Origin of the sequence: Mameliella sp. MMSF_3455, assembly GCF_030733205.1 — a bacterium.
Lineage (GTDB): Bacteria > Pseudomonadota > Alphaproteobacteria > Rhodobacterales > Rhodobacteraceae > Antarctobacter.
On the sequence record NZ_JASHJL010000023.1, the window covers coordinates 44022 to 59304 of the forward strand.

A 15283-nucleotide genomic window follows, 5' to 3' on the forward strand; every position below is an offset into this window, starting at 1 on the left:
GATGCAGAATGCCGGGCGTCAGAGATCAGCGATGCTGATGACCACCTTGCCGGTCGATTTGCGGCTGCGTAGCAATTCCATCCCTTCGGCGGCCTGCTCCAGCGGAAGGACGTGGCTGATATGCGGTTTCAACCGACCCTCGCCATGCCAGGCCATGAGCTGCGCCAGCGATCCGGTCAGCACCTCTGGCCGGAAGGCCAGGTAGCCGCCCCAATACAGACCCATGACAGAGAGGTTCTTGACCATCAGGTGATTGGCCTTGATCTGCGGCACGTCTCCACTTGCGAATCCGATGCTCAGCAAGCGGCCCTCGGGGTTGCAGGATCGGAAGGCGGCGGTGAACTGCTCGCCACCCACCGGATCATAGACAACGTCGGCCCCGCCAAGCGCCTTCATCTCGGCGCGGATGTCGCCGGTCTCGGCATCGATCAGGTGATCGGCCCCGGCAGATTGCGCCGCCGCCAGCTTGTCAGCGCCGCGGGCGCAGGCCACGACACGGGCGCCCATCAGCTTGCCGATTTCGACCGCGGTCAGTCCGACGCCCCCCGCGGCGCCCAGCACCAGCAGCGTCTCACCGGGTTGCAGGCGTGCCCGGTGGTCCAACGCCAGGTGACTGGTGCCATAGGCGATCTGGAAACCGGCGGCATCGGTCCATCCCATCGTGTCGGGCAGCTTGACCGCGCGCGAGGCCGAAAAACAGCCGTAGTCCGCAAGCCCGCCTTGGCCGCCGAAGACCGCGACTCGGTCACCCTCGGAGAATCCTTCAACCCCGGGTCCCGTTGCATCCACGATTCCCGCAACCTCCATCCCCAGCACGAAAGGCAGGGGCGGCGTGTCCTGATAGGTGCCTTTCTGCATGAGAAGATCCGCGAAGTTCAGTCCGCAGGCCGCGATTCGAAGGCGGATTTGACCCTCTGCCGGGTCGGGCACGGCAATCTCGCTCAGGCGGGCCGGCGTGTCGTGATCGGTCAGGAAAAAGGCGCGCATACCATCCTCTGCATAGGGTTTTCAAATGCCTAGCCGAGTTTGCGTCCAAGGCAAAGTACCTGTGCCCGTGGTCCAGCTGAAACAAAGTGTAACCGAATGCTTTCCGGTCAAGTTCAACTTTGTCGTGTTTTTCCCCGCTGCGCACCATCAGTAGGTGGTCATACGACTTGATTTTGAACATGGTTATGATGTACCACGTTTGATTATAGCGTGTAGGATGATGCTGGTTCTGGGGGATTTGGGGTACGGTCCCGGCTCATCTGGTCACACCCATAGTACAGGAAGACACAGATGGCGCACCCCGTTGACGTTCATGTCGGCAAACGCATCAGGCACCGTCGCTGGCTCGTCGGCATGACGCAGCAGCAACTGGCTGAATGCGTTGGCATCAAGTTCCAGCAGATCCAGAAGTACGAGACCGGCGCGAACCGCGTCAGCGCCTCGCGGCTCTGGGATATCGCCGAGGCATTGGACGTGCCGGTCAGCTTTTTCTTCGAAGGCATCGAAAACGAGAGTGCCGCCGAAGAGGGGGCTGCGGAATCCGTGCCCGCAGACATCATGGGCGACAAGGAAGCCCTGGACCTGGTTCGCTCCTACTACGCGATCCCTGAAAACCAGCGCCGCCGCCTTTTCGAACTGGCGCGGGTTCTGTCCGACGTGGCTTGAGCCCCTTGCGCCGCTGCTGTAGCCCGCACAAGGGTTGCAGGAGGGGCGCATGGACCGGATCTCGTTAGAGCTAGCTCAAGAACTGATCGAAACGGCGGAGGCTTTGGCCGACGCGGCTGGCAAGGCGATCCTGCCCTTTTTCCGCCAGCGCGGCCTGACAGCCGAAAACAAGGACGCGGGCTCCGGGTTCGACCCGGTGACCGCAGCCGACCGCGCCGCCGAGCAGGCCATGCGCGCGGTCCTGGCCGACCGGCGCCCCGGCGATGCGATCCTGGGTGAGGAATACGGCACGCAGACCGGCACCTCCGGTTTCACCTGGGTCCTTGATCCCATTGATGGCACACGCGCTTTTCTGGCCGGAACCCCGACCTGGGGGGTGCTGATTTCTGTCCGCGATGACTCTGGCCCGGTCTACGGCATCATCGCCCAGCCTTACACGCAGGAACGATTCCGCGGCGGACTGTCGCGCTCGGACTTCACCGGACCGCATGGCGCGGGTCCGTTGGGCGTGCGCGGCACGCAGGCCATCGACGAGGCCGTTCTCTTCACCACCTTCCCCGAGGTCGGCACGCCCGAAGATCGCGCCGGGTTCGAACGCGTCGCCGCCCGGACGCGACTGGTGCGCTATGGCATGGATTGCTACGCCTACGCGCTGCTGGCGGCAGGCCAGATCGACCTGGTCATCGAGGCGGGCCTCCAGGCCTATGACATCCAGGCCCCGATCGCCGTGATCGAGGCGGCGGGCGGGATCGTCACGAACTGGGAGGGGGGACCGGTGCATGACGGTGGCCGCGCTCTTGCCGCCGCGACGCCCGAACTGCACGCCACCGCGCTGGACCTGTTGCGCAACGCGGGCTAATGTGCGGCCGGGCGGTCACGTGTCCTTCCCTTTTCTGGCGTGCCGCACCCTGTCTCTCACCGAAAAGGGCTTTCGTGAGGGGCTGACATGGCACATTCCACAAATCCACAACCTGAAATCCTGATCCGCAACGCGCGGACCGTCCTGTGCATGGACGACGACGCGAGTGAACTGACCGACGCAGACATCTTGATCCGCGACGGAGTGATCACGCAGATCGGGCAGGGGCTGACAACCTCCGGGCGTATCGTCGAGGCGGGCTCCTGCGTGGTCACGCCCGGTCTCGTCAACACGCACCACCACCTGTACCAGACGCTGACCCGCGCGGTGCCCGGCGGACAGGACGCGCTGCTGTTCGGCTGGCTTCAGACGCTCTACCCGATCTGGGCGCGCTTCGGTCCTGACGAGATGTTCGTCTCGGCCCAGGTGGGGCTGGCGGAACTGGCGCTGTCGGGCTGCACCATGTCCTCGGACCACCTGTACCTCTACCCAAATGGCGCCCGGCTGGACGACACGATTGCCGCGGCGCGCGAGGTGGGATTGCGGTTCCACCCCACGCGCGGCGCCATGAGTATCGGCGAAAGCGACGGCGGCCTGCCGCCGGATCCGCTGGTCGAAGGCGAGGCGGCGATTCTCGACGATTGCATCCGGGTGATCGACGCCTTTCATGACCCTGCCGAGGGCGCGATGCTGCGCGTCGGTGTCGCCCCCTGTTCGCCCTTTTCCGTCAGCCGAGAGCTGATGCGCGACGCGGCGATCCTGGCCCGCGACAAGGGCGTGCGCCTGCACACCCACCTGGCCGAAAACGAAGAGGACATTGCCTATTCCCAGGCGCAGTTCGGTTGTCGTCCCGGCCAGTACGCCGAGGATCTGGGCTGGACCGGCGAGGACGTCTGGCACGCCCATTGCGTGAAACTCGACGGGCAAGAGATCGACCTCTTCGCCCGTTCGAAAACCGGCGTGGCCCATTGCCCCTGCTCCAATTGCCGCCTCGGCAGCGGAATCGCCCCGGTGCGGGCGATGCGAGACGCGGGTGTGCGCGTGGGGCTGGGCGTGGATGGATCGGCCAGCAACGATGCCGGGAGCCTCGCGGCAGAGGCGCGACAGGCGATGCTGTTGCAGCGGGTTTCGCGCGGCGCCGACGCCATGAGCGCGCGCGAAGCGCTGTGGATCGCCACGCGCGGCGGGGCACAGGTGCTGGGGCGCGAGGATTGCGGCCAAATCGCGGTGGGCAAGCGCGCGGATATCGCGCTCTGGGACGTTGGTGGGCTGGAAAGCGCCGGTAGCTGGGATCCGGCGGCGCTGCTGCTGGCCGGACCGCAGCGCGTCCGGTATCTTTTGGTCGAAGGCCGGTTGGTGGTCGAGGACGGGCGGATCGTCAGCTTTGACATCGACGCGGCGGTGGCGCGGCAGAACGCGCTGGCGCGCAAGCTGGCCGAGGCGCTTTAGGGGGAAATGACATGCGGCTGGTCTGGGTGATGGCGCTCTGCGCTGCGGTGGCTTCTTGCGGCTGGGTGCCGCAGGGGCGGTTTTCCGGACAAGGCGCGATGCGCGCCGAACCGGCCTCGCGCGGTTTTGGCGGCTTTGCCGAAGGGCAGGGCGGCGCGGCGCTGAACGCCTTTCGGGCCGAAAACGGCCTGCCGCCACTGACGCGCTCCGCCCGGCTGGAAGAGGCCGCGCGCCGCCACGCGCAGGACATGGACCGCAAGGGCTTTTTCGACCATGTCGGCCCGGACGGCAGCAACCCGATGAGCCGCGTGCAAAGGGCCGGCTACCGGCCCTGCGTGATCGCGGAAAACATCGCCCGGGGGCAGCGCACGCTGGGCGAGGTGATGTCTGATTGGGCCGGGTCGCCCGGACACCGGCGCACCATGCTGTCCCAGGGTGCCACGGAATACGGGCTCGTGCGCAGTTCCAATGACAGCTGGGTCATGGTGGTGGGGCGCGACGGCTGTTGAGCCGCCGCTGGCGCCTTACTCCTCGACGTCGTCCATGTCGATTTGGCCCGACAGCTTACGTCGGATGATCGACCAGCTGAGGCCCACGCCCAGTACCAGCGACAGGGCAAATATCCCGATCCAGGTCGACAGCTTGGGGTCCGACAGGTCGAGCAATCCATAATAGACCAGCGCCCAGAGAATCGCGGCGACCAGCCCCAGCACCAACGCCATGCCGAAAACCCCGATCGAGCGCAGCGTCGCCCGCAGGTAGATGATATAGCCGATCAGCAGCACGATCCCGAAGAGCACCACCAGCGGCAGGTTCCCGTCGACATTGTTCATGGCCCAGCGGACATAGTTGACCTGGCTCGGGTTGTAGGTTGCGGCCAGCAGGACGAAGGCAAAGAGCCAGCGCAGCAGGAAACTCATATGGGCACCTCCAGAGGTTTGCCGCCTTGCTGCCCTGACGGCGCGCGCCTGTCCAGTCTCTTGCGGCGATTTTGCGGTTTCGCAGGCGGCATTGCGCGCGTATACACGCGCGGGTTTGCAACGCCGTAAAGGGGAATGTGATGGCAAATGTCGTCGTGGTTGGCGCGCAATGGGGTGACGAAGGCAAGGGCAAGATCGTCGACTGGCTGTCGAGCCGGGCCGATGTGATCTGCCGTTTCCAAGGTGGCCACAACGCCGGGCACACGCTGGTCGTCGATGGCACGGTCTACAAGCTGCACGCGCTGCCGTCTGGCGTGGTGCGCCGGGGCAAGCTGTCGGTCATCGGCAATGGCGTGGTGCTGGACCCCTGGCACCTGGTGTCCGAGATCGAGACGATCCGCGCGCAAGGTGTGGAAATCACGCCCGAAACGCTGATGATCGCCGAAAACACGCCGTTGATCCTGCCGATCCACGGCGAGCTGGACCGCGCCCGCGAGGCCGCCGCACGTCCGGGCGCCAAGATCGGCACCACCGGTCGCGGCATCGGCCCGGCCTACGAGGACAAGGTGGGCCGTCGCGCCGTGCGCGTCGCCGACCTGGCCGATGATGCCACGCTGCAGGCGCGTGTGGACCGGGCGCTGGCGCATCACGACCCGCTGCGCCGTGGCCTGGGAATCGAGGCGGTGGACCGCGACGCGCTGATCGCGCAGCTGCGGCAGGTTTCCGAGGAGATCCTGCAATACGCGGCCCCGGTCTGGAAGATCCTGAACGAGAAGCGCCGCGCCGGTGAGCGTATTCTCTTCGAAGGAGCCCAGGGCGCGCTGCTGGACGTGGACTTCGGCACCTATCCCTTTGTCACTTCCTCGAACGTCATCGCCGGGCAGGCGGCCACCGGCACCGGTATCGGCCCTGGCGCCATCGATTTCGTGCTGGGCATCGTCAAGGCCTACACCACCCGCGTGGGCGAGGGGCCGTTCCCGACCGAGTTGGACGATGCGGACGGTCAGCGCCTGGGCGAGCGCGGCCATGAGTTCGGCACCACCACGGGCCGCAAGCGCCGCTGCGGCTGGTTCGACGCGGTGCTGGTGCGCCAGACCTGTGCGACTTCGGGTGTGAACGGCATTTCGCTGACCAAGCTGGACGTGCTGGACGGGTTCGAGACGCTCAAGATCTGTGTCGGCTACGAGCTGGACGGCAAGGTTCTGGACTACCTGCCCTTCGCCTCCGAGGAACAGGCGCGTTGCGTGCCGGTCTACGAAGAGATGGAAGGCTGGAGCGAATCGACCGAAGGCGCGCGCAGCTGGGCCGATCTGCCGGCCGCGGCGATCAAATACGTCCGCCGTGTCGAAGAGCTGATCGGTTGTCCGGTGGCCCTGCTGTCCACCTCGCCCGAGCGTGATGACACGATTCTGGTCACGGACCCCTTCGCGGACTAACTGCATTCGCAGGATCGGAAAGGAGCAAGACATGGCACTCAGCTACAAGGCGCGCAGGCGCTGGTCCCTTTTCGTGCTGCTGGTGGGGTTCCCGCTCTATATCGTGGTGGCCTGGGGCGTGCTGAGCCGCCTTGACCTGTGGCACCTGCCGGTGGCGGTGGAATTCGTGATCTACGTCTTTTTCGGCGTGGCCTGGATCCTGCCGCTGAAGCCGATCTTCATGGGCGTCGGCCAGGCCGACCCCGATGACAGGGAGTGACGGCGGTCTGGACGCTCGTCGGCCGCGGTAGCAGTGCCCAGCTTTCCGTTCCTTGAGGCTTGCGGTGAGCGCGGCAGGTGACCTTGGCAGATGTGGTGCTGATCGTGCCTTGCTGGAGTATTTTGACCGCCCACAGGTCAGAAATGCAGGATATGGTGGCCATTCGATTTGATGTTTCGAATGGCCATTCTTTTTACGCTTCAAACAACCGTCATTGCTTTGATCTCGAACAGAAGCTCCAGAATAGCCAGACGCGACACACTAAGGTAACCTGCCCCCCGCGAAATCCCTCACCGTGACGTAGCGTCTGCGCCAACTCTGTGCATTGCGGCGAAATCTGGCTGTTTCGGTCTTCTTGTGGGGTGGATTTAAATATTTTCATATATCTTCCAACATCCAAAGGTGAACTCCTATTGAGTTCGCTCCTTGGGCTGGCGTTTTACGTCTCCTTTTTCCGGCTGGTTTACCCACTTGGATTTACCGTGTTCGTCAATCGCCTGCCGAAACCAGATAGGAGGAGGTTTGAAGAAGGCGCTTTGTTCAAATTCTTCTTTGTTGAGGGGTTGTAACCACGAGTGTTGATTCCGGTTTGGCCGCAGAAATCAGCGAGATGGCTGCGGAGCCCGGAGTTGTTCACGTATCGGTCGATGGAGCGAAGCAGGTGATCCTGCGGCATGTGATCCTCGAGCGAGACCTTGTGGAACAGCGCCAGAAGCGGTCCCATCCTGGCCGATCCTCCTACCCGCTGTTTTGAACCAACCAAATCTTCCTCGATCAAGGCCGAGATTTTCAACACGATCCGCCCCTTCCACGCCCTTCACTTGCGCGGCGAGAAAGGAGTGTCCGAGGCGAACGGCAGGATGCCGGCATACCCGACACGCGATGGGCCAGCGCGCTCGCAGATTTCTGCAAGCGCGCGTTCATTTATGGCCCTCAGGTTGTTCGGCTGGACGTTCGTCACAGCTGACAGGTGGCTGGGATCCGGTACGGGGGTTTTCTATGGACGGGATCAGCCGTTGGCGGCAGGCTTGAAGCTGATCGTCTCGGCGGCAGTGAACCGGCCGCCCGAGGTCTTGCGGATCTTGCCCTCGCGCAGCAGCTGGCCAAAGCTGCGCAGCCGGTCCTCGCGTGAGCTGTCGGTGACCTCGGCCTGGCGCAGCGTCGTCATCAACTGCGGGCGCGAGAACTGGTCGCGGCCCTCGACGTAGGACATGTAGGCGGCGGCGGCCTCCAGCAATTCGGGCAGTTCCGCGGCGCCCACGTCCTGGGCATAGGCGGCAAAGCCCGAGGCCGTGCCGGCCTGTGCCGGGCTGTGGGTTTCGGGCGCGGGAACCGTGCGGCGCACGCGGCGCGGGCGGACAGGGCCGGGCTCGCCGGCGTCGGAGGCCGCGGCGACACGCTGTTCCGCCACCAGTTTCAGCGGCGTCGGCGCATCGTCATGGGGCGCGGGGCGCGCGCTGGGGTGGCTCACGCTTTGCGGACGGCGCGGGCGCACCACGCTGGCCAGATCCTCGCGGTAGGGTTCCTGTTCCTCGGCGGCATCCGCCTTCTTGCTCAGGTGGCGATCCGCCTTGGTGGCGGCAACGGCGGCGCGCAGGTGGGCGATGGCGCTGCGGCGGCGGTTGCCTTCGGGTTCGTCCATCTCGGTGTTGGTCTGGTCCAGCAGGCGCGAGGTGTCGCCGTCGCCGACCTCTCCCTCGGTCAGCATGGCGCGGGCCGGGCTTGCCAGCTTGACGGCCTTGCGCGCGTTGTCCTGAATCGCTTCGGCAACCGTGTCTTCCAGGTCCGGGGCAGGCTCTGCCTCGGGGGCGGTGATCGGGTTGTCGAGGCGCAGCGGTGCAGCGTCCACATCTGGCGCGGCAGTCGCCAAAGCTTCGTCTTCATCCTCGTCCGTGACGGTGTCCCAGGTATCGGACAGCGCGGCATCGTCGTCCTCGTCCCAGGCGCCGAAGTCGCTGGCCAGTTCCGCCTTTACTGCGGCCAGTTCCCGGGCCAGTTCCGCTTCTTCCTCGGGGCTGAGGCTGCTGGTTTCTTCCGGGGTGAAACCGCCAGGCGCGGTGTCGTCCAGAACCTCTTCCAGCGTGCCCTCGTCGATTGCCTGTTCAAAGGCGGCGCGCTTGACCTTGACGATGCGGGCACGCACCGGGGCCGGTTCGGGCTGATCCTCGGCGGGCAACGCGTCGACGGGCGCGGGGGCAGGGCCCTCGGCCTCCGGTTCCGGCGCCGTCTCTGCCGTCCGGGCCAGGTCCAGCGCCGCCTCGGGGTCATCCTCGGGCGCTTCGGCGATGTCATCGCTCTCGTCGGGCTCGGCATCCGGGCGCATCGGGCCGGTGGCCAGCGCGGCAGCGGCGGCGGTCGCCGCGGTCCGGCGCAGGGGGGCGTCTTCCTTGTCGTCGTCTTCGGCCATCAGGCTGGCAACGGCGGCATCCAGCGCGCTGTCGTGATCCTCTTCCGGCGCGTCCAGGTTGACGTTCAGGTCCGCCGCCAGATCGGAGTCCTCCTCGTTGTCGGCAAACAGCGTCTCGTCCAGTTCTGCCGCCTCGGTGTCGCCGCTTTCGACGACCAGTTCATCCAGCAGAGTTTCCAGCGCCTCGCCTTCGGGGGCCTCTTCCGGTGTGTCCTCCGGCGTGGCCTGCGGTGCGTCATCCTCGTCCTCTTCCTCGGCAGAGGCGACGACGGCGCGAATCCGGTCCAGCTTGGCGGTGATATCGTCGGGAGCGGAGGGCCGCGGAGCAGGCGCAGCCTCCGTCCCGTCGGGGGCCACGTCGTCCGGCGCGGCCTCGTGCACGAGGTCGGCGGTCGCAGGCTCCGGTCTTTCGGTCAGAACGGCGGTGGCTTCGATGGTATCGTCATCGGGCAGCATGTCATCGGCAACGGCGTCCTGCTCGCGGCCCGACATCGCGGCGGCCATCGCCCCGGCAGAGGCGGCGGCGGCCATCACGCGCGGCGGGCTGCCGATGGACAGCGTGCCGCTGCCCGGCTCGGCCAGGCGGTCGCGCAGGTATTCCGAGGCAAGTTCGGGATCGAACTGCGGCGGTTCGGCGCCAAAGAACCGGTCCTCGCCGACGACGCCGCGGAAAAAATGCGTGGCTTCCTTGACCACGTCCAACGGATCGTCGAACCCCTCGGCGGTGCAGGAGAAGGTGCCGTAGGACACGGTCAGGATCTTGCTCGAACTCACCATAGTGCTGCTCACTTTCTATCGTTCTGCAACAGTGTGTTTACCACGCTGACCGGGACGAAAGCTGATCGAATCTGTGCCCGGAAGGGTATCATTTCGTGACCGGATTGTGGTCTGTTTCCCAAAAAGCCATTAATTCGCCATGAAGTCTAAAATTGTTCATAGCGACACGCCAGTCCTCCTCGTGGGGGGCGGCGAAGTCGACAACGCGGTTCTGGCCCGGGCGGTTCAGGCGGCGGAGGTGGTCGTAGCGGCCGACAGCGGCGCCGAAACGGTGCTGGCGCAGGGCCGGATGCCGGATGCCGTCTATGGCGACATGGATTCGCTGGCGCCAGAGGTGCAGACCCGGCTGGATCCCGGCGTTCTGCGGCCCATCGCGGAACAGGACAGCACCGATTTCGACAAGTGCCTGCGCCATATCTCGGCGCCGTTGGTCTTTGGCTACGGGTTCCTGGGCAAGCGGCTGGATCATCAACTGGCGGCCATGACGGTGCTGGCCGCGCGCTGCGACGTGCGTTGCATTCTGATCGGGGCCGAGGACGTGACCATGCTCTGCCCGCCCGACCTGGCGCTGGACCTTGCGCCGGGCACGCGGCTGTCGCTCTTTCCGATGGCGCCGGTCACCGGGCGGTCACAGGGGCTTCGCTGGCCGATCGACGGGCTGAACTTTGCGCCAACTGGCCCCGTGGGCACCTCGAACGAGGTGACCGGGCCGGTGCGCCTGTCGATGGACGGGCCGCAGATGCTGCTCATCCTGCCGGCGGAATGCCTGAATGTACTGCTTTCGGGACTGGCGGACGCGCCCGGTGGATGGCCCGCTCGCGCATGACGATGTACAGCCCGGCGGCGATGGTCACACCGATTCCCAGCGTCGCCAGCGGCCCCGGCAGGTCGCCGAAGATCACATAGCCCACGGCGGTGGCAAAGGGGATTTCCAGGTACTGCATCGGCGCGAGGGTCGAGGCCGGCGCATAGCGCAACGACCATGTCATCAGCAGGTGCGCCAGCGTCCCCGCCGCCCCCATCGCGGTGATCAGCCACCAACCGCGGGCCGAGGGTGCGACCCATGACAGAGCCTCGACCGTGTCAGACGGGGTCAGCGCCATGACCGGCACCATGATCACCAGGGCGATCAAGGCAGAGACCGCCTGCATCGCGATGGGATCTGTCTCTCCGGCGATACGCCGCGTCACCAGCATGAACAGCGCAAACACCACGGCGACACCCAGCGGCAGCAGCGCGGGCCAGCCAACCTCGGAAAAGGCAGGCTGAACCACCATCAAGGTGCCGACAAAACCCACCGCACTGGCCGCCAGCCGCCGCCAGCCCACTTCCTCGCCCAGGAACCAGAACCCCAGCAAGAGCAGGATGAACGGCATGACATAGGCGATGGCAATGGCATCGGCCAGCGGCAGGTACAGCAGCGAGGTGAAGACCAGCGAGATCCCCGTGATATGCAGCAGCGTGCGCAGGGTGACGAAGAACAGGATGCGCCCATCCATCCGCCAGACCCGGCGCGTCGCGATGCTCAGCGGGACAAGGATCGCCGCCTGAAACGCAAAGCGCAGCGTCACCAACTGACCAACCGCCATCTCGGACCCCAGCAGTTTCGCCAGCGCATCCGCAAAGGGGGCCAGCAGGCAGAATGCCAGCATCAGGGCAATGCCCAGCATGGGACGGTCGAGATCGGTGTCGTTCATGCGCGGACCCTAGCGCCGGGGCGCCAGCGGCGAAACGGCAAAAGCAATCAGCGGCCTGCGAGGCGGTGCCGGTCGTCCGGCGGCGCCAGCCCCCCCCCAATCAACAGGCCCCGGCGCCGACAAAGCTGGCCCGCGCAACCAATGAGAGGTTGCACGAAAGCCTCCGGCCTCAGTCCAGCGCGCGCCAGCCGATGTCGCGGCGATGCACGCCCTCGGGCCAGTCCACGGCATCGACCAGCGCATAGGCGCGGTCGCGGGCCTCCTGCAGGGAGGTGCCACGCGCCGTGGCGTTCAGCACCCGCCCGCCATTGGCCAGCACCTTGCCGCCCTCGGCCTTGGTCCCGGCGTGAAACATCATGTGGAAACTGTCCTCGGGCAGGGCGTCCAGGCCGCGGATCTCGGTGCCTTTCGCATAGTCGCCGGGATACCCGTCGGCGGCCATGACCACGGTCATGGCGTGGTCCTCTGCCCATGTGACCTGCGCCTCGGCCAGCCGCCCATCGGCACAGGCATGCATCAGGTCCAGCGCCTGTGCCCCCAGCCGCAGCATCAGCACCTGGCATTCCGGGTCGCCGAACCGCACGTTGTATTCCACCAGCCGGGGCTGCCCGCTCTCGATCATCAGCCCGACATAGAGCACGCCCTGGTAGGGCATCCCGCGCCGGACCATCTCGGCCATCGTCGGGCGCACGATCTCGTCCAGTGCCTTCTGCGTCACGGCCTCGTCCATGATCGGCGCGGGGGAATAGGCCCCCATGCCGCCGGTATTGGGGCCGGTGTCGCCTTCGCCGATGCGCTTGTGATCCTGCGCGGTGCCGATGGGCAGGCAGGTCTCGCCATCGACCAGCACGAAAAAGCTCGCCTCTTCGCCACTCATGAATTCCTCGATCACCACCTCGGCGCCCGCGCCGCCAAAGGCGCCGCCGAACATGTCGTCGACCGCCGCGCAGGCGTCCTCGACGGTTTCGGCGATGATCACGCCCTTGCCCGCGGCAAGCCCGTCGGCCTTGACGACGATGGGCGCGCCCTGGGCGCGGATATGGTCCTTGGCGGCCTCGGCCTCGGTAAAATGGCCATAGCCCGCGGTGGGGGCATTCACGGCGGCGCAGATCTCCTTGGTAAAGCTCTTGGAGGCTTCCAGCCGGGCGGCGTCGGCAGAGGGGCCGAAGACAAGGATGCCGGCCTCGCGCAGGCGGTCGGCCACGCCGGCGGCCAACGGTGCCTCTGGCCCGATGATCACCAGGTCGATGGCGTTTTCGCCGGCGAATTCCGTCACTGCGCCCGGGTCCTCGATGTCCAGCCGCGCGCATTCGGCGATCTGGGCGATGCCCGCGTTGCCCGGCGCCACGATCAGCTTGTCGCACTTGGGGTTCTGCAGGGTGGCCCAGGCAAGACTGTGTTCGCGGCCGCCACTGCCGAGGATGAGAATGTTCACGGGCGCACTCCTTTGCTGGCCGGGTGGACAGGTTGACCCGTCGCGCCTCCGGGGATTTGGACCAAGAAGACGCCGGGGGCGTCTTTTCGGGCGGTTGGCCGTCGTTTAAGGTCAGCCGCAGGCAAGAGCAAGCGAGGCGGCATGGACCTGATCGACGACGGACCAGAGGGCAACACGCCGGAATTCAGTGTCAGCGAGCTTTCGGGCGCGGTGAAACGCGTCATCGAGGGCGAATTCGGCTTTGTCCGGGTGCGCGGCGAGATTGGGCGCGTCAGCCGACCTCGGTCCGGGCATGTCTACCTGGATCTCAAGGACGACCGTTCCGTGATCTCCGGCGTGATGTGGAAAGGCGTCGCTGCCCGTCTGCAGACCCAGCCCGAAGAGGGGATGGAGGTCATCGCCACCGGGCGCCTGACCACCTTTCCCGGCCAGTCGAAATACCAGATCGTCATCGAGGACATCCGACCGGCGGGCGCGGGCGCGCTCATGGCGATGCTGGAAAAGCGCAAGGCGATGTTGCAGGCGGAGGGGCTGTTTGCCGCCGAACGCAAGAAACGCCTGCCCTACCTGCCAGAGATCATCGGCGTCGTGACCTCGCCCAGCGGCGCGGTGATCCGCGACATCCTGCATCGCCTGCGCGAGCGTTTTCCGCGCAAGGTGCTGATCTGGCCGGTGGCGGTGCAAGGCGCGAAATGCGCACCCGAGGTGGCCCGTGCCATCGAAGGCTTCAACCGCCTGACGCCCGGCGGCGCGCTGCCGCGCCCCGACCTGCTGATCGTCGCGCGCGGTGGCGGCTCGGTCGAGGATCTCTGGGGCTTCAACGAAGAGGCGGTGGCGCGTGCCGCCGCCGCCTCGGATATTCCGCTGATTTCGGCCGTGGGGCACGAGACCGACACCACCCTGATCGACTTCGTGTCCGACCGGCGCGCGCCGACGCCCACGGCGGCGGCGGAACTGGCGGTGCCCGTACGCATGGAACTGATCGGCGCCGTGCGCGATTTCGGCGCCCGGATGGAGCGCGCCATGTCGCAGCGGCTCGAGGTCCGCGGCCAGCGGCTGCGCGATCTGTCCCGCGCCCTGCCGCGCCCCGAGGAACTGCTGGACGGGCCGCGCCAGAGGCTCGACATCCAGGGGGAACGGCTGCCGCTGGCGCTGTCGCGTTCTGTCGAGCGGCGCAAGTTGCACCTGTCCGAGACCGCGGGCAGCCTGCGCCCCGGTGTCCTGTCCCGCGCCATCGCGGTGGAACAGCGGCGGCTGGAGGATCGCGGCGCGCGGCTTGGCCCGGCGCTGGCGCGCCTGGTCAAGGCCCGGCGCGAGGCGCTGGGCCGCCGTGCCGACCGGCTCAGCCCGCGCCAGATCACGCGCGAGATCGCCGTGGGCCGGGAACGGCTGGCGGGCCTGACCCGCCGGCTGGACGAGGCCATGACCGCCCGCCAGGGCGAAAAGCGCCGCAAGCTGGACGCGCTCATGCGCCTGCACGAGACGCTGGGCTACCGCGAGACGCTGCGGCGCGGCTATGCCGTGGTGCGTGGCGATGGCCACCTGGTGATGACCAAGGCCGCCGCCGAGGAGGCCACCGGGCTGGAAATCGAATTTGCCGATGGCACGCTAAAGCTTGGCGGGCGTTCCTCACCCCGCAAACCGGCCAAGCCGAAACCGCCCGAACAGGGCAGCCTGTTCTAGCGCCGAACCTTCATTCTGCGTCACAACCGCCCGCAGGCTTTCCTTTTCTTCTGCACTCGCATAGGATTCGCTGCATTGCACCAATGTCGGGGAGGGCACCTGTGGCCGAGAGTGAAAAACCGCTTCTGATCAAGCGTTACGCCAGCCGGCGGCTCTACAACACCGAGACCTCCGACTATGTCACGCTCGAGGACATCGCCGGGTTCATCCGTGACGGGCGCGACGTCCAGATCGTCGACCTGAAGTCCGGCGACGACCTGACCCGGCAATACCTGCTGCAGATTGTGGCCGAGCACGAAAGCAAGGGCCAGAGCGTCCTGCCGATCAATGTGCTGACCGACCTTGTGCGCAGCTATACCACCCAGGCCACCAGCGCCGTGCCGCAGTTCCTGGCCGCCAGCTTCGAGATGTTCCGCGACAGCCAGTCGAAGTGGTTCGAGAACGTCAATTCCATGAACCCGATGGCCAAGGGCTTCGAGGCGATGCAGGCCCAGCAAGAGGCCTTCCTCAAGGCGATGGGCGGGCAGCTTCCCGGCGAGGACGGGGAAAAGCCTTCCAAGGAAAGCAAGGAAGACCTCGAGACCATAAAGAAGCAGCTGTCCGACCTGCAGAACAAGCTGTCCAAGCTCGACAAGTAATCCGCCGGGCAGAGGGCGCCCGGCCACCGTCCCCCATGTCAGGGAGGTGACCGGGGCGCCGGCTCACCCG

At 66.3% G+C, this 15283-nt stretch carries 15 protein-coding genes; 9 read left to right on the forward strand and 6 right to left on the reverse strand.

All coding sequences use genetic code 11. The annotated features are described in order from the left end of the window. Positions 1–18 precede the first annotated feature (18 nt). Complete coding sequence (locus RBB42_RS16845; protein WP_305970683.1) at positions 19–987, reverse strand: NADPH:quinone oxidoreductase family protein; 969 nt, start codon at positions 985–987, stop codon at positions 19–21. Positions 988–1278: 291 nt separating this feature from the next. Here RBB42_RS16845 and RBB42_RS16850 point away from each other — a divergent pair, with 291 nt between their 5' ends. The 4 genes from RBB42_RS16850 (at position 1279) to RBB42_RS16865 (ending at position 4470) form a co-directional block, all read left to right on the forward strand. After that, positions 1279–1653 carry a helix-turn-helix domain-containing protein gene (locus tag RBB42_RS16850; protein ID WP_305970682.1) on the forward strand — a complete coding sequence of 125 codons (375 nt, stop codon included), beginning with the start codon at positions 1279–1281 and terminating at the stop codon, positions 1651–1653. Positions 1654–1702: 49 nt separating this feature from the next. After that, entirely contained in the window at positions 1703–2512 is an 810-nt protein-coding gene (locus RBB42_RS16855; RefSeq protein ID WP_305970681.1) for an inositol monophosphatase family protein, read from the forward strand. 87 nt (positions 2513–2599) lie between these two features. Next, complete coding sequence (locus RBB42_RS16860; RefSeq protein WP_305970680.1) at positions 2600–3961, forward strand: 8-oxoguanine deaminase; 1362 nt, start codon at positions 2600–2602, stop codon at positions 3959–3961. A gap of 11 nt (positions 3962–3972) precedes the next feature. Next, positions 3973–4470, forward strand: a complete 498-nt coding sequence (locus RBB42_RS16865) for a CAP domain-containing protein (protein WP_305970679.1) — start codon at positions 3973–3975, stop codon at positions 4468–4470. A 15-nt stretch (positions 4471–4485) separates the two neighbouring features. Here RBB42_RS16865 and RBB42_RS16870 read toward each other — a convergent pair whose 3' ends face one another. Beyond that, positions 4486–4881: a DUF6524 family protein gene (locus tag RBB42_RS16870; RefSeq protein WP_305970678.1), complete on the reverse strand. Its 396-nt coding sequence runs from the start codon at positions 4879–4881 to the stop codon at positions 4486–4488. A gap of 140 nt (positions 4882–5021) precedes the next feature. Between RBB42_RS16870 and RBB42_RS16875 the strand changes: the two genes are divergently transcribed. Next, on the forward strand, positions 5022–6317 hold the full coding sequence (locus RBB42_RS16875) for an adenylosuccinate synthase (RefSeq protein ID WP_305970677.1): 1296 nt from the start codon (positions 5022–5024) through the stop codon (positions 6315–6317). 31 nt (positions 6318–6348) lie between these two features. Continuing rightward, positions 6349–6576: a DUF2842 domain-containing protein gene (locus RBB42_RS16880; protein ID WP_305970676.1), complete on the forward strand. Its 228-nt coding sequence runs from the start codon at positions 6349–6351 to the stop codon at positions 6574–6576. 463 nt (positions 6577–7039) lie between these two features. Here RBB42_RS16880 and RBB42_RS16885 read toward each other — a convergent pair whose 3' ends face one another. Beyond that, positions 7040–7354 (reverse strand): hypothetical protein, encoded by a 315-nt coding sequence (locus RBB42_RS16885; RefSeq protein WP_306043733.1) that lies wholly within the window; start codon positions 7352–7354, stop codon positions 7040–7042. Positions 7355–7585: 231 nt separating this feature from the next. Beyond that, a complete protein-coding gene (locus RBB42_RS16890; protein WP_305970675.1) occupies positions 7586–9760 on the reverse strand; it encodes a midas domain-containing protein in 2175 nt (724 codons plus the stop codon). Between the two features lie 139 nt (positions 9761–9899). Here RBB42_RS16890 and RBB42_RS16895 point away from each other — a divergent pair, with 139 nt between their 5' ends. Continuing rightward, positions 9900–10586, forward strand: coding sequence for a thiamine diphosphokinase (locus tag RBB42_RS16895; protein ID WP_305970674.1), 687 nt, complete (start codon positions 9900–9902; stop codon positions 10584–10586). On the opposite strand, the gene RBB42_RS16900 is transcribed toward RBB42_RS16895, so the two are convergent. Both RBB42_RS16900 and purD read right to left on the reverse strand, forming a co-directional pair. After that, a complete protein-coding gene (locus RBB42_RS16900) occupies positions 10507–11457 on the reverse strand; it encodes a DMT family transporter (RefSeq protein WP_305970673.1) in 951 nt (316 codons plus the stop codon). The two genes, RBB42_RS16895 and RBB42_RS16900, sit on opposite strands and share 80 nt — an antisense overlap. Before the next feature lie 169 nt (positions 11458–11626). Further along, on the reverse strand, positions 11627–12892 hold the full coding sequence (gene purD, locus RBB42_RS16905) for a phosphoribosylamine--glycine ligase (protein WP_305970672.1): 1266 nt from the start codon (positions 12890–12892) through the stop codon (positions 11627–11629). A gap of 141 nt (positions 12893–13033) precedes the next feature. Here purD and xseA point away from each other — a divergent pair, with 141 nt between their 5' ends. Beyond that, complete coding sequence (xseA, locus tag RBB42_RS16910) at positions 13034–14575, forward strand: exodeoxyribonuclease VII large subunit (RefSeq protein WP_305970671.1); 1542 nt, start codon at positions 13034–13036, stop codon at positions 14573–14575. Between the two features lie 101 nt (positions 14576–14676). Beyond that, positions 14677–15213: a polyhydroxyalkanoate synthesis repressor PhaR gene (gene phaR / locus RBB42_RS16915; protein ID WP_305970670.1), complete on the forward strand. Its 537-nt coding sequence runs from the start codon at positions 14677–14679 to the stop codon at positions 15211–15213. Positions 15214–15283: the final 70 nt, after the last annotated feature.